19 protein-coding genes are annotated in these 19,970 nt (G+C 44.8%); 4 read left to right on the forward strand and 15 right to left on the reverse strand.

Going from position 1 to position 19,970, the window contains the following annotated elements; all coding sequences use genetic code 11:
- Position 1 precedes the first annotated feature (1 nt).
- A complete protein-coding gene (locus FHS86_RS16430; protein WP_429416207.1) occupies positions 2 to 796 on the forward strand; it encodes a DUF4249 family protein in 795 nt (264 codons plus the stop codon).
- A gap of 1 nt (position 797) precedes the next feature.
- Positions 798 to 1,430: a hypothetical protein gene (locus FHS86_RS16435; RefSeq protein WP_429416210.1), complete on the forward strand. Its 633-nt coding sequence runs from the start codon at positions 798 to 800 to the stop codon at positions 1,428 to 1,430.
- A 108-nt stretch (positions 1,431 to 1,538) separates the two neighbouring features.
- Here the strand turns inward: FHS86_RS16435 and FHS86_RS16440 are convergent, their stop codons facing one another.
- A complete protein-coding gene (locus tag FHS86_RS16440) occupies positions 1,539 to 2,111 on the reverse strand; it encodes an L-threonylcarbamoyladenylate synthase (RefSeq protein WP_429416213.1) in 573 nt (190 codons plus the stop codon).
- A gap of 2 nt (positions 2,112 to 2,113) precedes the next feature.
- The gene (locus FHS86_RS16445) at positions 2,114 to 3,376 is read right to left on the reverse strand and encodes a diaminopimelate decarboxylase family protein (protein WP_429416216.1); all 1,263 of its coding nucleotides are present in this window, start codon (positions 3,374 to 3,376) and stop codon (positions 2,114 to 2,116) included.
- Between the two features lie 260 nt (positions 3,377 to 3,636).
- On the opposite strand from FHS86_RS16445, the gene FHS86_RS16450 reads away from it, so the two are divergent.
- On the forward strand, positions 3,637 to 4,863 hold the full coding sequence (locus FHS86_RS16450; protein WP_429416219.1) for an LL-diaminopimelate aminotransferase: 1,227 nt from the start codon (positions 3,637 to 3,639) through the stop codon (positions 4,861 to 4,863).
- A gap of 180 nt (positions 4,864 to 5,043) precedes the next feature.
- Here the strand turns inward: FHS86_RS16450 and ruvC are convergent, their stop codons facing one another.
- The 8 genes from ruvC to FHS86_RS16490 form a co-directional block, all read right to left on the reverse strand.
- Complete coding sequence (ruvC, locus tag FHS86_RS16455; protein WP_429416222.1) at positions 5,044 to 5,601, reverse strand: crossover junction endodeoxyribonuclease RuvC; 558 nt, start codon at positions 5,599 to 5,601, stop codon at positions 5,044 to 5,046.
- Positions 5,595 to 6,893, reverse strand: a complete 1,299-nt coding sequence (locus FHS86_RS16460) for a S41 family peptidase (RefSeq protein WP_429416225.1) — start codon at positions 6,891 to 6,893, stop codon at positions 5,595 to 5,597. Before FHS86_RS16460 ends, ruvC begins: the two co-directional genes overlap by 7 nt.
- Before the next feature lie 58 nt (positions 6,894 to 6,951).
- On the reverse strand, positions 6,952 to 7,893 hold the full coding sequence (locus tag FHS86_RS16465; RefSeq protein WP_429416227.1) for a DMT family transporter: 942 nt from the start codon (positions 7,891 to 7,893) through the stop codon (positions 6,952 to 6,954).
- On the reverse strand, positions 7,868 to 9,739 hold the full coding sequence (locus FHS86_RS16470) for a tetratricopeptide repeat protein (RefSeq protein WP_429416230.1): 1,872 nt from the start codon (positions 9,737 to 9,739) through the stop codon (positions 7,868 to 7,870). Before FHS86_RS16470 ends, FHS86_RS16465 begins: the two co-directional genes overlap by 26 nt.
- A 229-nt stretch (positions 9,740 to 9,968) precedes the next feature.
- Positions 9,969 to 10,586 carry a hypothetical protein gene (locus FHS86_RS16475; protein WP_429416233.1) on the reverse strand — a complete coding sequence of 206 codons (618 nt, stop codon included), beginning with the start codon at positions 10,584 to 10,586 and terminating at the stop codon, positions 9,969 to 9,971.
- A gap of 79 nt (positions 10,587 to 10,665) precedes the next feature.
- Positions 10,666 to 12,306: an AMP-binding protein gene (locus tag FHS86_RS16480; protein ID WP_429416236.1), complete on the reverse strand. Its 1,641-nt coding sequence runs from the start codon at positions 12,304 to 12,306 to the stop codon at positions 10,666 to 10,668.
- Positions 12,307 to 12,471: 165 nt separating this feature from the next.
- A complete protein-coding gene (locus tag FHS86_RS16485) occupies positions 12,472 to 13,404 on the reverse strand; it encodes a mechanosensitive ion channel family protein (RefSeq protein ID WP_429416239.1) in 933 nt (310 codons plus the stop codon).
- A gap of 109 nt (positions 13,405 to 13,513) precedes the next feature.
- A complete protein-coding gene (locus FHS86_RS16490) occupies positions 13,514 to 14,098 on the reverse strand; it encodes a hypothetical protein (protein WP_429416242.1) in 585 nt (194 codons plus the stop codon).
- A 156-nt stretch (positions 14,099 to 14,254) separates the two neighbouring features.
- On the opposite strand from FHS86_RS16490, the gene FHS86_RS16495 reads away from it, so the two are divergent.
- Positions 14,255 to 15,550, forward strand: a complete 1,296-nt coding sequence (locus FHS86_RS16495) for an LVIVD repeat-containing protein (protein ID WP_429416245.1) — start codon at positions 14,255 to 14,257, stop codon at positions 15,548 to 15,550.
- A 97-nt stretch (positions 15,551 to 15,647) separates the two neighbouring features.
- Here FHS86_RS16495 and FHS86_RS16500 read toward each other — a convergent pair whose 3' ends face one another.
- The 5 genes from FHS86_RS16500 to FHS86_RS16520 form a co-directional block, all read right to left on the reverse strand.
- A complete protein-coding gene (locus FHS86_RS16500) occupies positions 15,648 to 15,959 on the reverse strand; it encodes a metal-sulfur cluster assembly factor (RefSeq protein WP_429416248.1) in 312 nt (103 codons plus the stop codon).
- A 117-nt stretch (positions 15,960 to 16,076) separates the two neighbouring features.
- Positions 16,077 to 16,508 (reverse strand): SufE family protein, encoded by a 432-nt coding sequence (locus FHS86_RS16505; RefSeq protein ID WP_429416251.1) that lies wholly within the window; start codon positions 16,506 to 16,508, stop codon positions 16,077 to 16,079.
- Positions 16,509 to 16,646: 138 nt separating this feature from the next.
- A complete protein-coding gene (locus tag FHS86_RS16510) occupies positions 16,647 to 17,243 on the reverse strand; it encodes a DUF502 domain-containing protein (RefSeq protein ID WP_429416254.1) in 597 nt (198 codons plus the stop codon).
- A 2-nt stretch (positions 17,244 to 17,245) separates the two neighbouring features.
- Entirely contained in the window at positions 17,246 to 18,445 is a 1,200-nt protein-coding gene (locus FHS86_RS16515) for an ATP-binding protein (RefSeq protein ID WP_429416256.1), read from the reverse strand.
- 41 nt (positions 18,446 to 18,486) lie between these two features.
- Positions 18,487 to 19,812, reverse strand: coding sequence for a sensor histidine kinase (locus FHS86_RS16520; protein WP_429416259.1), 1,326 nt, complete (start codon positions 19,810 to 19,812; stop codon positions 18,487 to 18,489).
- Positions 19,813 to 19,970: the final 158 nt, after the last annotated feature.

Consider the following 19,970-nt stretch of genomic DNA (forward strand, 5'->3'; position numbering starts at 1 on the left):
TATGTATAGAATTTTTATTTCTTTGATTATACTGTTAATATGTAACGCCTGTGAACTGGTAAGTGAAATAGATTACAAAGAAGCCGGAAATGCTGAATATATTGTGGTATATGGATTTTTTAATTCAGAGGAAGGGGTGAATGTGTTGGTGAAAAAAACAGTACCGGTTAACATGCATGAAGCCAACGATGTGATCGGGAACCCAAATGTTTGGCTATTTGAAAACGAAAAACCTTTAAAACAATTAATGCAAAAGGATGAATACACCTATTGCTTATCCGCCGATTCGCTTGCTTTGAATAGGGATGCTTCGTATCGTGTGAAAGTTGAAGCTGATGGATTTGAAACGGTCCAGTCAACACAGCAACAAATGGTGCATAAAACTATCATCGATACGGCATATATCGATGCTGATTCAAACTTTGTTTATTGTGAATTTGCTGATGACCCTGCTGTTAAAAATTATTATGCATGGAAAGTACATTCTTTTTATGATGGAAAAATAAAAGGTACAGATACCATCCTGATTGTTCCCAATTATACTTTTAACGATGAGGGTTTTAATGGTAAAATTGTAAAATATGCAGATCTTTCGAGAGGCGAATTTGATTCAATTCAGATAAAACTATATTCAGTTTCAAAAAGTTATGCCGATTTTATTGAAAGTTACTTAGATTATGAATTGAGTTATGGGGATTATAATTATGAGAATGTTTATCCCGTACACTCGTACATTGAAAATGGTCTTGGTTTCTTTGTTAGTTATGAGGTAAGTGAATATGTTATAAGAAAATAAAATGAACGACAAGTTTAAAATTATCCTCCTTTTTGTGTCTCTTTTTTGGGGCGTTTGGGCTAATGCCCAGGTAATATTCAGTGCGGCACTGAAAAGTGGTATAAGTAATATACATGGCGTAAATCGTGACTATATATATGACGACGAGGGTTTAATTATTGCAACAAGCGGGGTGATTGATGGGAATAAATACACCTATGGGGCGATGTTCGCGATTGAAGCTGGCGTTATTGAAACCATAAAAAACTCAAAAATATCTTTTGAACAAGCAGTTGCTCTTGAATCAAGATCATATTATTCGCATCCCAATCCAAAATACTTTCCTGAACGCGATCCGGAAAAAACTAGATATACTTTTAATGCCATTACTGTACCTTTTAAAGTGAGATATCAATTGTACAATGCTTTTACTGTTCATGCTGGTGTTGTGAATGTTTTTAAATTAGGTGAGATTAGTTCTTATAATTATCGGTACAACCTTAGGGCAACACTAGGTGCCGATGCAGTATTGTCGTCGAAATACATCATTGGTTGTGAATATGGATATGACATTACTCCCTTTTCAACAATGTATTTCTACGATTATTTTTACCGGTTTGATGTTATTGCTGTGAAGCTTGGAATTGTATTCTAGTAAAGAATAGAACGCTACGAGCGGAGGTGTAGGGTTCAAATAGCAAGCAGCGGCCATTTAAAAGTGCAGCTTGCAGAAATCAGACAATATCCTTAAACAATTGCTTTGTTACTTCCTGACAATCTTTATCAGGCCCGAACTGCCCAGTTGAATGATGCTTGAGGGCGCGGCCTTGCTCATGTCGTTTTGCCGGTACTTTACGATATAATCAGCCTTCAATTTAATTTCGTCGGGTATTTCACTGAAAGTGGCCGGAGCTTTCCGGGCACTGATCTTGGGCGAGGTAGCGACAAGCGGTTTGCGGAAGCGCCGCAGCAGTTCCTGTGTGAAAGGCTCGCGGCTAATACGAATGCCAATGCTTCCATCGGGGCCGGTAAGCCCTGCTGCCACATTCTTGGCTTTATCGAAAATAATGCTGGTCGGTTTTTCGGCCAGTTCAACAAGGTCCCAGGCAACTTCGGGTACTTCGTCGACATACGAGACGATGAAGTTGGGGTTTTCGAGCAGCACAATAAAACCGCTGTTTACGGGCTTTTGTTTTATCTTGAGCAGGCGCTGAACAGCCTCAGGATTGGCGGCATCACAGCCAAGGGCCCATCCGGTATCGGCAGGATAAAGGAGAATCCCACCAGTCCTGAGAACTTCCAGTGCATGTTTTATGTCGTCGTAATATTCGCTCATGCTTATTCAAACGAAGCAAGGCCGCTAAAGTCAACCGTTGCAAAGTAGTCATCGAGGGTTTCCTTGCGACGGATCTGCACCACTTCACCATTTTCGCGCAGCAGCAATTCAGCCGAACGCAGTTTTCCATTGTAGTTGAAACCCATTGAATGGCCGTGAGCTCCGGCATCGTGTATCACCACCAGGTCGCCAACGTCCACTTTTGGCAGCAGGCGGTTAATGGCAAACTTGTCGTTGTTTTCGCACAACGAGCCGGTTACGTCGTAAATGTGGTTGTGCGGCTGTGTTTCCTTGCCCAGTACCGAAATGTGGTGGTAGGCATTGTACATGGCGGGGCGCATCAGGTTGTGCATGCTGGCATCGAGGCCAACGTATTTCTTGTAGGTTTCCTTCATGTGAAGCACTTTTGCCACCAAAAAGCCAAAAGGACCGGTAATGGCGCGACCCGATTCAAAGAATATTTTCAGCGGTGCCAGGTCATTGGCTACAATGAAACGATCGTAGGCGTCCTTGATTCCCTCGCTTACCTTTTGCAGGTCGACTGCTTTGTGTTCGTTTTTGTAGGGAATACCAATTCCACCGCCCAGGTTGGCAAATTCGAATTTGATGCCCAGTTCGTTGTGAATGTCAACAATGGTGTCGAAAACAATTTCGGCGGTTTCAACAAAGTAATCGGCATCGAGTTCGTTCGAGGCCACCATGGTGTGAATGCCAAAACGCTTCACTCCTTTGTCCATCAGTTTTTTGTAACCTTCGAATAGTTGTTCGCGGGTAAAACCGTATTTTGAGTCTTCGGGATTGCCAATAATGGTGTTGCCTCCCTTGAGTGCACCCGGGTTGTAACGGAAACAAACCAGCTCGGGAATGCCCACGTGCTTTTCAATGTAATCGATGTGACTGATGTCGTCGAGGTTGATGATGGCACCCAGTTCGATGGCTTTCTGGTATTCTTCGGCAGGGGTGTCATTTGAAGTAAACATGATTTCGTCGCCACGCATACCCACTTTTTCGGCCAGCACCAGTTCGGCCAGCGAGCTGCAGTCGATGCCACAGCCTTGTTTGTGGAGCAGCTTCATCAGGTAGGGATTGGGCGCTGCCTTGATGGCATAATATTCCTTAAAACCTTCATTCCACGAAAAACTGTCGATAAAATAACGGGCATATTCTACCATGCCTTTTTCATCGTATATGTGAAAAGGGGTTGGATGCGTTTGAACGATTTCTTCGATTTTTTCTTTGGTAAATGGTAATGTTTTACTTCTCATAAACTTTTTTGCCTTTTGTATTTATGTACAAAGATATCACTTTCGCTGTATTATTTAGAAATGTTCTTAAGAGATAGAGGAAATGGAAGGAGAATTAAGAATCAGGAAAGATTGCCGAACTCCTTCTTGTTGAAGCTGCTCTTATGATTGTGTTTACATTGCCTGGTTTCATGACCGACAAAATAGCAGGCAATTTAATTTTTTTATCTTTGCAAAACCCGAATTGAAAAATCAGAGACAAAAATCATAAAAATTTTATTATGGCATTTATCAATGAGCATTACCTGAAGCTACAAGCAGGTTATTTATTTCCCGAAATAGGGCGACGAGTGAAGGAATTCAGCGACGCCAATCCCGATAAAAAGATCATCAAAATGGGGATTGGTGATGTAACGCGCCCCTTGTCGCCGGCCATCATCAAAGCCTTTCACGAAGGAGTGGAAGAAATGGCCAGTGGTGCCAGTTTCAGGGGTTATGGTCCGGAGCAGGGCTACGAATTTCTGCGTGAAGCCATTGCAAAAAACGACTATCAGCAGTTGGGCGTAAACATTAAAGCCGACGATATCTTCATCTCCGACGGATCGAAGTGCGATACCGGAAACATCCAGGAGATTTTTGGGAACGACAATGTGATTGCCGTTGGCGATCCGGTGTATCCCGTTTATGTCGATACCACCGTCATGTCGGGTAAAACCGGGAAAAACAAAGACGGCTACTTCGAAGGCATTGTGTACATGCCCTGTACCGAGGAAAACAGCTTTGTCCCCGAATTGCCCAAAGAACAGGTCGACCTGATTTTTCTTTGTTATCCCAACAATCCAACCGGTACGGTGGCAACCAAAGAAGAGCTGAAAAAATGGGTCGATTATGCGATAGAGAAGAAGAGCATCATTTTGTTTGATGCTGCTTATCAGGCCTTCATTACCGATCCTTTCATTCCCCGTTCGATTTACGAAATTGAAGGAGCAGAAAAATGTGCCATTGAATTCCGCAGTTTTTCGAAAACAGCCGGCTTCACCGGTACCCGTTGTGCCTTTACCGTCATTCCCGACAGTGTTATGGCGTACGATAAGGCAGGCAAGGCTTATCCGGTAAAACCATTGTGGAACCGTCGTCAGTCGACCAAGTTCAACGGGGTTTCCTATCCGGTGCAAAAAGCAGCCGCGGCCGTTTATTCTTCCGAAGGAAAAAAGGAAGTGGAAGAAACCATTGCCTACTATCTCGAAAACGCCCGCATTATGCGTGAGAGCCTCGAAGCAGCAGGCTATACGGTATATGGTGGTGTGAATGCACCTTACGTTTGGGTGAAGACCAAAAACGGACTGAGCTCATGGGATTTCTTCGACAAGGTACTCAACGAAGCCAATGTGGTGGGAACCCCCGGTTCGGGTTTTGGGCCATCGGGCGAAGGTTATTTCAGGTTCTCGGCTTTTGCCGACCGCGAAAACGTATTGGAAGCCATGAAACGTATTCGCCAACTTTCGTAAGAGCTGTTTCAAACAACATAGATAGCCTCGCCTTGTGCGGGGCTTTTTTTTAAGTGCTGGTCATTTGGAAAAAGTCAGAAAGTCAATTAGTCAGAAAGCCATTTAGTCAGAAAGTCAATAAGTCATTGGTCATTATCTTAATGACTTTTTTCCCAATGACTTTCTGACTTTTTTCTTTCTTTATTTGACCCTTCCCGGGTTTTTACGTATGAAATCGCCCCAGCCGCTGTAGGCTTTTTGAGCAACAGGATTCGATTTCTGGATCACATGACATACGGCAACTGCAATGGCATCGGTTGCATCGAGTTCTGTAGGAATTTCGGTCAGGCCGTACATTTTTTGAAGAAAATAGGCTACTTGTTCTTTCGATGCCCGCCCCATGCCGGTGATCGATTGTTTTACCTTCAGGGGAGCATATTCAAAAATGGGTAAATTATGATACAGGGCTGCCGACATGGCGACTCCCTGTGCCCGCCCAAGTTTCAGCATCGACTGAACATTTTTGCCAAAGAAGGGGGCTTCGAGTGCGACCTCGTCGGGTTGATATTGTTCAATCACCTGCATTACCCGGTCGAAAAGGTATTTCAGTTTTTCGTAGTGGGTTTTAAATTTCCCGGGAGCCAGTACGCCCATACTCACGATCGAAGTGTTTTTTCCTTCCACCCGTATGACGCCATAGCCCATGAAATTTGAACCGGGGTCGATGCCCAATATAATTTGTGGCTTTTCTGCTACCATGCGTTAATGAACTGATTGATTCCGCTGTATTCCCATGCCTTTTGCCTGCTGATTTGTGTACTCTTTAAAGCACTTTCGCTTTCGATGCTGATGGCCGACTGTAGTATCAAGCCAAGGGTGGTGCTTAACATACTTTCGTCGGGGTCGCCCCAGTTGTGCGATAAATCGTCGGCTTCGGTATAGTTGGGAACTAAGCCGTTGTAGTAATCGCCGTAATCTTCGCTGTTGGCATTCTTAAAAGTAACCGGCAGGATGGCCAGGTCGATGGCCTTCACCGAAAGGATGCTCATGCCCACGGGTTTGCCATGGGTGGTGCTTCCCACCTGAATTACTTCCATGTAGGGGCTCAGGGCGTTAATCACCATTTCACTGGCCGAGGCAGTCTGGCTGGTGGTGATGAAAAAAGCACGATCGATTTCAAGCGCCGGACCGTTGTAGTTCGAAGTGACCGATTCGTTGAGCGATGATTTTTGATCGTTAAAAAGCGTTTTCGAAATGACCTGCTGGTCGACCTTGGCTCCACCAATCATTCCAATGAGCATCTCTGCTGTTGTGTTAAGTCCGCCACCGTTGTAACGCAGGTCAACAATCAACTCATCCACCCCGTTGAGGACAAAGTGTTCAAAAACGGTTTTTAGTTCGCTTTGTGAAGTTTCGGTGAAACTGTCGAAAACAAGGTAGCCAATTTGTTTCTCCTCGCTTTGGATGATTTGCGAATGCAAAACGGTATTCATGGTGAAAGCTTCACGGGCAATCGAAAACTGATGATTGCTGCCATGGTGGTCGGTCATGTCGAAATTGACGGCTTCGTCGGACGACAGGGCCTCATTGATTTTGTCAAGCTGACTGGTGGTATAGCCATTTACGCTGTTCACGATCCATCCGCGCTCTACCTGTTTGCGTCCCATGGGTGAATTGGTGTACACATGGGTGATCTTGATCTGTCCGTCATAGTCGATCATAAAACCGCTTCCAAAGCCTTTGTATTCGCCACTTTGGAAAAGCTTCATTACTTCGGTGTACGAGCCGGCAAAACTCCAGCGGTCCTGTTCTGTCGTGATGGCTTCAATCAACGACTCAAATGAAGTATAGTCAAGGGGGTCGACCTCAGGAATCTGGTCGTACCACAGGTACCATTCCTCAAAGGTTTCATAGATGTATTCGTTGGCTGTTTTCGTTTTTTGCGGCTGTTCATCTTCGTCTTCTGAGCAGCTCCACAGCGCAAGGGCCAGTGCCATCAGTACAAGCGCTGTTGCAATCAATTTGATACGTTGAATAATTGTATGGTTCATCGATGGTTTCATTTTATTTTTATTTAACGTGTAATGCCTTTGCTTGTTGCCCGGCCGGCTAAATTGACCGTGCGGCCTTTCGTTTCTTCCGGTGCTGGTATTGCTGGTACAAAATACCGGCCACAATGAGTGCAATACCAATAACTGTGGTCAGGTAAATTTCTTCGCCAAGGATGAAATGTACAAAAATTAAGGATAAAAAGGGAGCGATATAAATCAGGTTGGCAATGCGTGCATTGTTACTGGTCAGCGAAAGTGCTTTCATCCAAAGAACAAAGGAAAAACCTATTTCGAAGAAGCCAATATAAATGGCGGCCTTCATGCTCTTATTCCATTCAAAACTGAAATCGGAAAAAAGCAGAAGATAGATGCCGAGATAAAGGGTTCCAAAGGCAAAATTAAGCAGCAGCTTGATGAGCTCATCGTTTTTGTTTTTTACGCTGAAAATCCAGTATAACGACCACACCAGCGAACTAATGAGCGCCAGTATCACTCCCTCGGGGTTGGCTTCAAACTGAAAAAAGCGTCCCTGCCCCGAAATGAGTAAAACCCCGGTAAAGCTGATGAAGAGGGAAATAAGCACTTTCGCGGTAAGGGGCTGCTTGAGCAGCGGCGCCGACAAAAGTACCAGTACAATGGGCCATACCATGTTAATGGGCTGTGCTACCTGGGCTGGTAAAAGGCTGTAGGCTTTAAAAAGCAAAATGTAATAAAGAAAAGGATTCAGAAAGCCCAGCAGGGCAGAATAAAGCAATGACCGGATACCAATACTTTTGAGCAATTTAATTTTTCCGCTTTGGATCACAAGAAAAAGCAAAATAAAAAATGATACCCCCGAAGCAATGAAAATCAGCTGTTCAGGCAATAAGGTGTTGAGCCCGATTTTAAATGCAGTGGGCACGGTCGACCAGAATAAAACAGCCGTAAGTGCTAGCAAAACGGCTTTTTCTTCCTTGTGAAGCACCTTGAAGGCGCTATGGAATAAAATTGGAATCTTCATAAGGACTGATGTCTTCGGGCAGTGGGTCGTCGCCACGCAATGCTCTGAACCGACTGCGGGCATCGGCTACATAAATACTTCCGGGGAAAGCGGTAAGAATTTGACGGTACAGATCCTGTGCCTTTTCTTTTTCATTCATTTTGTTTTCGTAAAGCAAGGCCAGTTTGTAGGCAGCATCATCGGCCGAGGTGCTGTAGGCATAGCTTTCAAGCACCTCGTTGTATAATGCTGCTGCTTTTTCAAAGTTGAAGTTGTTCACATTTATCAGTGCCTTGCGCATTAAGATCTCGTCGGCCAGTGCATGGCCCGGATAGCTGGTTGTAATGGAGTCGAAGGTGAGCAGGGCCAGCGAATCGTTTTGCTGGAACAGATGCAGATCGGCCCGGGCAAACTGCTGAATGGGTTCGGCAATGGTGTCGAGATCGTAATTGGCAGCGATGAGCATCGATAATTCCATGGCATCGTTGGCAATGAGTTTTGAGGTGCTGGCTTTCAGCACATCGAGCTGGGCGCGTGCCCAGTTAATATCGCCAATGTAGTACGATAGCCTGGCCTTTTTAAGTTGTACCTCGTCGCCCAGCGGGTTCCCCTGGTTGGCCTCAATCAGGCGGGAATACAAAAGAGCTGCTTCCCAAAGCCGGTTGTCGTTTACATAAGCATCGGCCAGTTCAATACGCAGTATCGAACGTTCGCTGTTGCTGAGCCCCTGTATAGCCAGTCCCTTTTCGAGCACTTCGTAGGCCCTATCGCTCCGGTCGAGATAAAACGACAAGAGGTGGGCGTAATGCCTGATCAGGTTGACGGTTTCGCGCGCATAGCCCAGATCGTTCAGGCTTTGTTCGAAGGCCGCCAGCAGCGCTTCGCCCTTGCCCCGTTTCGACGGCGGAAGATTTACAAATTGGCTGTATTTTACTTTAACAATTTCCTCTTTTACCTGATTGATGTTGCTTGGAACCGGCTTACGGGCCAGCAGGTAGTTCAATCCTTCGAGTGCTACATCGTACAGCTCGTTCTGAGCAGCCCCTTTGGCAAAATTTACAATGTTCACTTCCTCTGTTTTCGTACGCCGGTCGAGTGCAAGGGCATTGGCCAGGGCCTGGCTGTAGTTTTTCTCGATGGTGAACATCCAAATGAGGAGGCGGTTGTAGGCAATGATTTCGGGTTGATCCTGAATGGCTTTAACAATTTCGCGTTTCACTGTTTTTCGCAGGCTGTTGTCAAAATCGTAACGCAGCAGCGCATTGATGCGTGCCTGTACTCTTGGCACTTCGGCTTCGTCTTCGCTCACCAGCGCCATGTATTCGTTCATCATGCGGTCGTAGTCGCGCATGTAGCCGTACACCGAGGCCAGATTGCTGTGAAACATCTCTTCGGGTAATACTTCACGCCCTTTCAGATAGGTTTTTTCGGCAAACTCAAATTCGCGCCGGTTGAAGAAGGAATTTCCGATGTTGATGATGATTCCCTTGCTGCCGCTCAGCTGATCGATGATTTCCTGATAAGTAGCCCTTGACTGTTCTTCATCGCCCATTTCCTTGTACAGATAGCCCAGGGTAATTTTCAGCGTAGGGTTATTGGTTTTTCTGATTTGCTTCTTTAGCGCCTTCTCAGCTTCTTCATAATCTTTGAGTGAAACCAGGCAGGTAATGTAATAATCGAAATAATGCGACATGTTGGTGCTGTTAAACAGCTCGAGGTAGAGGTCGCGGGCCTGCTCATATTGCTGGTCGCGATAGTACATGGCCGCCAGCTGTACCTTGCTCTGGTTCTGGTTAAGCGGCTGTTGTGACAGTACCGGAACCCAGATTGTAAGATTAATTAATATATAGAATATAAGTTGTTTCACTTCCAGTGTTCTTTTCAACAAAAATAACGGAAATCAATGGAAATAGAGCATGTTGGCCTGCTTTTCCACCAAAGAAATAATAAACAGGATCAACGCCCCAAAAGTTGAGAGGGGTAGAAAAGTAAAAGTCAGAAAGTCGATAAGTCAATGTGTCAAAAAATCATTGAGTCAGAAAGTGGTTTAGTCAATAACTTTTTCCTAATGACTCAATGACTTTCTTCTGACTTATTCAGTTAAGAATGAAAACCCCGCTTTCCTTTTTGCCTGCTTTTTCGGCAATTTGGCGGGACTGCTTATCACTAAGGTTTTTCAGTAGTTCAAGGCATTGGTCGAAACGGCCCAGTTGCCGGTTCATTTCGGCCTTCAGCCGAAGGGCTTCATTGCTTTCGGTACCAGTCATTGCTTCGAGTTGCTCCAGACTGTTGAGCCAGAATTGTTCGAATTTCTTGTTACGCGACATCAGTAAGCGGCCAGTTTCGCTGTGTACACCGGCATACCAAAATTCACGACGCAGGGCAAGCGCTTCGTCGGTATTCATGTTTCGCCGGGCGCGCAGTTCAAGGGCCAATGCCCCCGCTGTGGGCGCCTCGGCCTTGCGTATTTCCGACCATTTTTCATTGAATTCATCCCATTCGGGTTCAGCAATCAGTTTTCCTTTTTCGGGAAAGAATCCCAGTTCGCAGGTAACACAGCCAATGATCAGCGGCGTGCGCCAGTTGACCTGGTCGATGTAAAAGCCGTCGGAATATAGGGTGGCTTTTTCCGAAGGCATGGCCTGGTTGCGCGAGATGAGGTAACGTTCGCCGCATTCGGGGCACTCAAGTACTAAGGGTGGTAGTTGGTTCATGGTTTTGCTATTCACTTTTATATTGAAAAAACGGTCCCGGTGGTCAGCCGGAACCGTTTAGTATTTCAGTTAAAATTGATCAGGTGTACAAAAAGCGCTTGATGTTGCGTTTAGGTGTTTTCTCAAACTCCTCTTCAACCAGTTCGATTTTGCTCAGCTGTTCGTACGAAGCCACCTGCTGGTTAAAGGTTCTGCGATTTTCTTCCATAATGGCAGGCAGCGCATCGTTGACAATTACTTCGGCCTTCATTGCTTCCTTATCGGGATAAACCAGTGCGGTGAGTTTTGAATTGCGCTGTATGACGACACATTCCTGAATGTAAGGCAGGTTGTTGAGTCGTGCTTCCAGTTCTTCGGGATAGATGTTTTGTCCGCTGGGCCCCAACAGCATGTTCTTCGAGCGACCTTTGATATAAACAAAATTGTCGTGGTCAATCACGCCCAGGTCGCCGGTTTTAAGCCAGCCGTCTTCAGAGAAGGTATTGCGGTTGGCTTCTTCGTTTTTGTAGTAGCCCAGCATCACATTGGTACCTTTTACCTGTATTTCGCCCACCGTATTGTAGGGGTCGTTGCTTTCGATGCGTATTTCCATTCTGTCGACCAGTTTGCCGGCCGAATGAAGTCTGATAGTATCCCAGCTCGCATAACTGATTAAGGGACCACATTCGGTCATTCCGTAACCAATGGTAAAGGGAAACTTAATTTTGCGCAACAGGGTTTCTACTTCGGCACTGAGCGCAGCTCCTCCAATGATCACTTCGAAGAAATTACCTCCAAAGCTTTCAACCAGCGACGATCTGATTTTTTTGTGGATGAGCTTGTTAATCCCGGGAAGCGCAAGCAGCACTTTCATGACCGGCTTTTGCAGGGTAGGCAGCAATTTTTTCTTGTATATTTTTTCAATAATCAGCGGAACAAAGAAGATCAGGTTGGGACGTATTTCCTTGAAAGCATCAAGCAGCACTTTGGGACTTGGTGTTTTGGTAAGGAAGGTGGTGTAACAACCCATGGTAATGGGGAACAGGAATTCGAAGGCCAGGCCGAAAACATGCGCCATGGGCAGCAGTGATACAATGCGGTCTTCCGATCGCAGTGGCATGTGATCCTGAGCAAATACGATGTTCGAAAAAAGGCTGCGCACCGGAATCATCACTCCCTTTGAAAAGCCCGATGAACCGGAGGTGTACGAAAGTACCTGCATTTCGTCGTCGTCACGTTCAACAAAGAAGAAATCTTCTTTTTTCACCCTTTCTCCTTTCATCTGTCTCAAGCCTTCGGCTGAAAGTGCTTTCAGTTTTTCATTTTTGCATTCGAGGATAGAAAAATCGTCGATGGCAATGCAGCCTTCAATGCCTTTCAGTTGGTTGTGGTCAATGCTGTTGTAGAGCGATTTGGCTGCAAACAGAAACTTCGACTCCGAATGTTCGACAATGTGATATACGTTATCGGGAACAAAGTCGGGAAGAATGGGAACGGCAATGGCACCGTAGGCCATGGTGGCCAGAAAAATCTTGGCCCAGTTGGAGGAGTTACGTCCGTATATGGCTACTTTTTCTCCGGGTTTTAAGCCTGCTTTTTCAAATATTCCCTTTAGCGTATGGATCGAGTGAGCCACCTCGCTGTAGGTAAATACTTCGCCTCCGTAATCGGAAAATAATTTTTGATCCCAGTATTCCCTGAAAACATGTGTATACATGCTTCCCAAATTTTTTCTTTCCATAATATCACATTTTGAATTGCGTACGAATTTATCGAAAATAAGGTAACTTTTTTAATTATCATAGTTATTCAGTTACATATTTTCATTAAAAAGCTGATAATTCGAGCTGTAAGGGTGTTTTGTTGTAGTAACAATAATAAAGCCCGGATGGACCCGGGCTGAATTTTATTCGCTGAGTTGATTGTTTCGTTCTATTTCCATCTTTAAAGGTTCAATTTTTTCACCCCAATAAATGGTGGTGTGCGGGAATGGGATTTCGATGCCTTGTTCGTCGAAGGCTTTTTTAAGTCGTTTGCGGTATTCGCGTCCAACGTTCCATTGCTCGATGGGTTTGGTTTTAAGGCGCGCTCTAATTACCACAGCGCTATTGCCAAACTCGTTGACTCCAACTACTTCGATGGGCTCGATGATTTTAGGACCGAATTCGGGATCCTGACGCAGTTGCTCACCTACGTGGGCCATGATACCAATCACCTGTTCAGGATCTTCCTTGTAGGCAACGCCCATGTCGATGACCATGGCCGACCATTCTTTGGTCATATTCGACAGGGTATTGATTTTTCCATTCTGAAAAACATGAACAACACCAGAGAAATCACGCAGCGTAATGGTGCGCAATTCAATTTTTTCAACCGATCCGCCGGTACCGTTGATGATGGCTACATCGCCTGTCCTTATTTGGTTTTCAAGGATCATGAAGAAGCCCGAAATAAAATCGCGAACCAGTTCCTGGGCTCCAAAGCCCACGGCTAAACCAAGAATACCGGCACCTGCCAGTATGGGACGGATGTCGATGTTGAATTTGCTTAAGATGGCCACGATGGCTGTTGCCCAAATGAGGATCTTTCCCAAACTCTGCAGGATGCCTACAATGGTGTTGATGCGTTTTTCACTTTCGCGAATGTCTGCCGGACTGTGCCTTTCGGCACGACGTATAATAAAACGACTGAGCCGCTTTATAAAAAAATGCAGGAGCCGAAGCGTAACAAAGAGCAATACCACAATGATGAGCAGGCCAGGAAATTCGGCTTTGAACCATTCAATAATCTTTGCAAGTAAGTCGAGCCAGTAGGCAGCAGTAAAAATTCCTTCTTCCATATTTCTGTTTTAAAAGTTATCGTTTAATAATAGCAATTATCGGAAGAAATTGTTGATTTTTCAAGCTGCAGCCATTTTATGATCGGGCTGTATGTTTTGATTGGCAGTGTTAAAACCAGAAACCAATTTTAATGACCAGTCGGTTGAAGTGGTTCTCATAGGTTTTTATGGTACCGTAGGTGAGCTCATCCCTGGTTTGCTGGTAGCTGTAGCCAATGCTGTAAGTGCTTTTCCATTGTCCGCGATCGAGCAGAACACCCAAGCCGCATTCGTTCATTATCCCGCCACTTGTATTTACATTTTCATACAAAGGGTGGGGCTGGTTGATGGTAGAAGGTTGGTAGCCGTCTTCATCGCTCAGGTTTTTATTGACACAAAGCGTTCCGCCAAACCGATTGTAAACAAACAGGGGCTTGCTTTTAAAAGGGATCGCCCGTAATTCGAGAAACAGGGGAATAAAGGTCTTGCCTATTACTTGGGCACCCGATCCGGCACCGGCCCATACCCGGTCATTCAGGTTGTAAAGGAAAGAAATATTCGAAACAAAGGGCGCAGGATAATCAGCGTCGGGATGCCCAATGAGCAGTCCTGCATCAAAAGTGATGTTCCATTTGTTTTCGTCAGCTGCGATTTCCGATTGTGCTTTGCTTATCAATGGTAAAAGAAGTACGAGAAGAAGGATAAGGTTTTTCATGTTCTATCGAATTAGTTACTCCTTTGGATGAAAGCATTTCGACTTTGGTTGCGTGACTGCGCAACCCAAAAGGGCTTTGTTTCATCTAAAACGTGTTTAAACGAAAAACAGTGGGCGGTATGACGGTCTGCCCTTACATAAAACAAGCATAAAGCCATGAAGCATCCCAAGGTTACGCTATTTTTTATCCTGCTTGTATTTCCAGCCTTGTTCTGGTCGTGTCAGGATGAAACCTATGTTGAATACACGGCCAATTCACCGGTTTACATGAGCTATTCCGATTTGAGAAAAAGTGTTTCGATCGAAACAACACGCGAACTGGTCAATCCAGGTAAAATCTACTTCAAGGGAGATGTACTTTTTATTAATGAATACATGAAAGGCATTCATGTAGTCGATAACAGCGACCCGTCCAACCCGGTCAGGCGTTCGTTTATCAACATTCCCGGCAATGTAGATATCGCCATACGGGGAAATTTCTTGTATGCCGACAGTTACATCGATCTGGTGGTGATCGACATTACTGACCTGGATACCCCGGTGGAAATCGACCGCAAGGAAGCGATCTTTCAATATACGCTTCCCGAATACGATGAAACGTATGCCCTTGGAACGATCGATGAAGCGAAGGGCGTGGTGGTCGATTGGGAAATTACCGAAATGAGAGAAAGGTTGAAACATGAACCTCAATATTATCCCATTTTCTGGTACAGCTCGATGGCCGAGAGAAGCATGAATGGTGCGGCCGATATGGGGGGCGGAGCTGCCGGAGGAGATTTTGGCACCGGGGGCTCGATGGCGCGTTTTGGTCAGTATGATGATTATTTGCTGGTGTTGAAGGATGGTTCTTCGCTGACCACCTTTCAGGTTGAAAATGATGGAAGTGTAAAAGAACAGAACACCTGGTATGCTGGCTGGAACATCGAAACCATGTTTATCAGGAATGAGACCATGTTTTTGGGTGCTCAGCAGGGAATGTACATTTATGATATCTCAGCACTTCCGTCCTATACTTTTCTGTCGCAGTACACCCATGTTACGGCCTGCGATCCGGTGGTGGCCGACGAGCATTTTGCCTACATCACCCTGCGCGAGGGTAACAACTGCGGCGCCACCCGCAACGTGCTCGAAGTGGTTGATATTTCGAATCTGCAACATCCTGTACTCGAAAAGACTTATGAAATGACCCGTCCCCACGGATTGGGGATTGACGGTGATGTGCTTTTTATCTGCGATGGTGAAGACGGCCTGAAAGTTTATGATGCTGCTGCACCCGATCAGTCGATCACGCTGCTGGCACATTTCGAAGACATCGATGCCTTCGATGTGATTCCCCTGGGGAGCGTGCTTTTTATGATTGGCGAAGACGGTTTTTATCAGTATGATTATTCCGACCTGCAGAATATTGAGTTGCTTAGTAAAATTGAGGTCAATGTAAATAATGAAGACTAAGGGGTTAACTACCTGATTTCAATCAAATCAACAGCAAAAGAGACCGGCAATTGTCCGGTCTCTTTCTCATTATGAATTTAAAATACTATCTGGTGGTTTAAAAGAATCCAAGTTCGAGTTTGGCTTCTTCGCTCATCATCGATTTATCCCATGGCGGGTCGAAGGTGAGATCGACAAAGCAGTCGTCAACGCCTTCAACCGAAATGGCCTTGTCGTATACCTGTTGCACGATCATATCGGCCACCGGACAACCGGGAGCGGTAAGTGTCATTACCACGGTTGCCTTGTTTTCTTCATCCACATCGATGCTGTATATCAGCCCCAGATCGTAAATGTTTACCGGAATCTCGGGGTCGAACACGTCGTGCAATTCTGCCTTTATTCTTTCAATTCTTATATCGTCTGCCATCGTTAAAGTATTAATTCATTGGGAAAAAGTCATCAGGAAAAAGTCAATAAGTCATTAGTCATTAGGAAAAAGTCAATGTGCCAATTTCGCAAAAGGTTTTACTCAATGACTTCATGACTAATGACTTTTTTCTATCTTGTTATAAGCAACAGCGTAGAGCTTAATTTGTTTGATCATGGCCAGCAAACCGTTCGACCGGGTGGGTGAGAGGTGTTCTTTCAGACCAATTTCGTCGATGAAATGAAAATCAGCATTCATCACGGCTTCGGGCTTTTGTTTGTTGACCACGCGAAGTACCAGTGCCACCAGCCCTTTCACAATCAGTGCATCGCTTTCGCCCTGGTATTCGAGCAGTCCGTTATTCAGCTCGGCATTGATCCACACCTGCGACTGGCAGCCACGAATGATATTTTGTTCTACTTTGTATTGCTCGTCGATTGGAGGCAGTTCATTGCCCATTTCAATCAGATGGGCGTATTTGTCCATCCAGTCGTCGAAAAGGGAAAACTCATTAATAATATCCTGTTGTATTGTCTCTATGCTCATCATTCAAAAAATTAATTTAGGATGCAAAGGTCTAATTTTTTGGGAAATTTTTAAAATTATTGGACATCAATGTTTGGAAGCCATTTGGATTGAAAGCATATACGGCCGAATTCCAAGTGGTTTAAGCCGAACGGATATTGTTCATAAAGGGGTACTGGCCACTTTGTCATCAACAATGCTGGTGACCCCGCCCGAAACAATGAACTTCATGGTTTGTGCAGCCGTGAGCCCGATGGTGTATACCCTTTCGGAAGGTACGAGATAAAGTTCGCCCGAGAAGTTGTACGAGTGAGGAAAGTAAACGGCGGTAAGACCGGGTTCTTCAATTTCTTCAAGACTTTTCTTGGTTATAAACCCCAGCTTCCACAGGTTATTTTCGGTATTAAAATGCACCTTAACCGGTGTATTGAATTTTCGCGTTTTGCCTACAAAGGCCGAAAACATGTCGTTGAGTGAGCTGTACAACAGGTTCAGTAAAGGAATGCGTTCGAGCAGCTTTTTCAGTAAGTGCTTGACCGGGCGGGTGATGGCCAACTGACCGATAAAGCCCAGCAGGGTGAGCAATACAAACAGGATGACGATTCCCATTCCAGGAATTGAAAAGCCAAACAGTACTTCTATATTATGACTCAGCCAGCTGTCGATGGTGGTAAAAACATAGTAAATAATGTAGCCGGTAATGAACAGGGGAGCTACCAGCAGCACCCCCTGCAGAAAGTACGATATAAGTTTTTTCATCTTTAAATGTTTAGTGTAAAGTGAAAGGTGCTGCCTTTGCCCACCTCGCTCTCAACCCAGATTTCTCCACCGTGGGCCGCAATTATTTTTTTCACAATGGCTAAACCCAGCCCGATCGATTTTTCGTTGCCGGTTGGTTTTACCGAGGTGGTTTGAAAGGGTACAAACAATGAATCTATTTCGTTGGCAGGAATTCCTTGTCCCTGATCGCTTACTGCGGTATGAATCGCACTGCCTTTTTTTGAAATATCGACCGTGATGCATGTATTAGGCATCGAATACTTAATGGCATTGCTTAGCAAATTGTTGATGACCTGCTGCATTTTATTCTGGTCGATTTGGACAATTATCTCGTTGGCCGAACAGGTAAAAACTATTTTTTGTTCTTTATTGCCCGCAAAAAATTGTTCCTGCTTAATCGCCTCTTTTACAAACGAAATATAATCAACTTCCTGTAGGTCAACATCGAAAACGCTGGCTTCAATTTTTGAAACATTCAGGAAGTTGTGAATCAGGTCGAGCGAGAAATTGCAACTTTTGTTAATGTGCCCAAGGTATTCTCGTTCAGTATGCTTGTCAACCAGGTCCAAATCTTCTATCAGAAGTGCCGAGAACGATTCAGCCACACCAATGGGGTTTCGCAGGTCGTGAGCCACCATGCCAATGTAGCGGTTTTTCTCACTATTTAATTCGATCAGTTTTTGGTTGGCCATTGCAAGTTCTTTGGTTCGCTCTTGCACCTTATGTTCCAATGTTTCGTTGGCATCTTGCAGTTGTTGCATCAATTTGCGGTTGTTGGTAATCAGCTCGTGTTTTTCAAAAGCTTCTTTAACAATTACATTAAGTTCTTCGGGGTTCCATGGCTTGGTAACATAGCGAAAAATCTGGCCTTCGTTGATGGCACCTATTACGGCTTCGATATCGGAGTAGCCCGTAAGAATAAGTTTAAGCGCATCGGGGTATTTTGTTTTTATGCGACTGAAGAACTCCACTCCGCTCATGCCGGGCATGCGCTGATCGGACACCACCACCTGAATGTGTTCCCGTTCAAGAATGTCGAAAGCTTCTCTGGCATTGCTTGTTGAGAAAACCTTGTATTTACGACGAAACTGACGTGTTAGTGCTTTCACTATTTCAGGTTCGTCGTCGATGATGAGTAGATTACGGTAGTCCTCGTTATATAAGTCTTGTTCTTCTAACATTATTCTTTTTTTGGAAACAATCAAATGTAGTGAAAAGCATTTTAAGCCATTCGCTTTTCCACTTGTTTTTGTGGAATTGTGATGCAGAACGATGTGTTCTGGGCGGACTCTGATTGAACAGCAATTGAACCTTTGTGCAAGTCAACAATAATTTTGTAGGTAATGCTTAAGCCAAGCCCGGTTCCGCTGCCCACGGGCTTTGTGGTGAAAAATGGTTCGAAAATCCGGTTTTGTATTTCGGGTGGTATGCCCGGGCCGTTGTCTTCAATAATAATTTGCACTTCCTTATTGTCGGAAGCCACTTTCATGCTCACTTCGCCTTCGTCGGGAACTGCTTGTATGGCATTGATCAGTATATTTAGAATGGCTTGGTTGAGCTGGCCGGGAAAACAGCTTATTACTAGTTTTTCAGGTGCATCAAAGCTAAATTTTATCCTCTTCGGATCCATCTGAACGCGGGTAATGGCGATGGTGGATCGCAGGTTTTCAATCAGGTCGATGGTTTTGCTTTCGGCTTCATCGAGGCGAGAAAAGCGGCGCAGGTCTTCAACTATCGTTTTCACCCGATCGACACCGGTTTTTGTTTCGGAAAGCATGTCGTCAACATCGTCACGCAAAAAGTCGAGGTCGGCATTTTTGCGCAATTGTTGTGCTTCTTCCGAAAGCTTTTCGTTGCAACTTTTTGCAATCAATAGTTCCAGGTGCTGATAGGTAGTAAAAATGTCGTCGAAATAGTTGCCCATCGAATGCAGGTTGCTGTAAACAAAGGCGATGGGGTTGTTGATTTCGTGTGCTACTCCTGCCACCAGTTTGCCCAGGGCGTTCATTTTTTCGGAATGGATGAGCATTTGTTGCGTTTCTTTCAACTTAGACAAAGTAAGCTCAAGGTTTTTCTTTTCTTTTATTAGCTGGCGTTGCAGGTTGTTTACCTGTTGGTTCAGTTCGCTCAATTTCAGGTTGTTTTCGAAGAGTTCGGGCACATTGGGTTCGGCAAAAACAAAAATCTGATCGGCCTGCTTATAAACCTTGGCCAAAAGTACAAAACTGCTGTCGGCATAATTGCCAATGGTGGTATAGCCCTCAAAAACCAAACCTTCGCCTTGCACAAACGAGTCGAATTGCGGGTTTACAAAGAAGTTTCGGGCTTGCAGTTCGCTTTCGGTGGTGTTTAAATAATAGCACATTGGACCATTGGCATACAGTAGTTTACCTCCGGTATTGAACAAGCCGAGCGCAACCGCGTGTCCCTTTGACGACAGCTCACAAATTAGGTTCGACCAATGTGCTAAATGCTTATTCAAATCGTTCATTTCATTAATTTTCATCGACAATTTTGCTTCGTTGTAAGGTCTCGAAACAAAGTTCATTAAAACTTATTATTCGTGAATTCGTGGCAGAAAAATATTGCCACGAATTCACGAATATAACTCAATATTATCGGGTTATGATTGAATAGTTTTATGATTATTTCACAATTCGTTTAACATTAAGACTTAACTCTCCAAAATTGACTATCAGGGCCAGT

Origin of the sequence: Roseimarinus sediminis (assembly GCF_050433125.1) — a bacterium.
GTDB lineage: Bacteria > Bacteroidota > Bacteroidia > Bacteroidales > Prolixibacteraceae > Roseimarinus > Roseimarinus sediminis.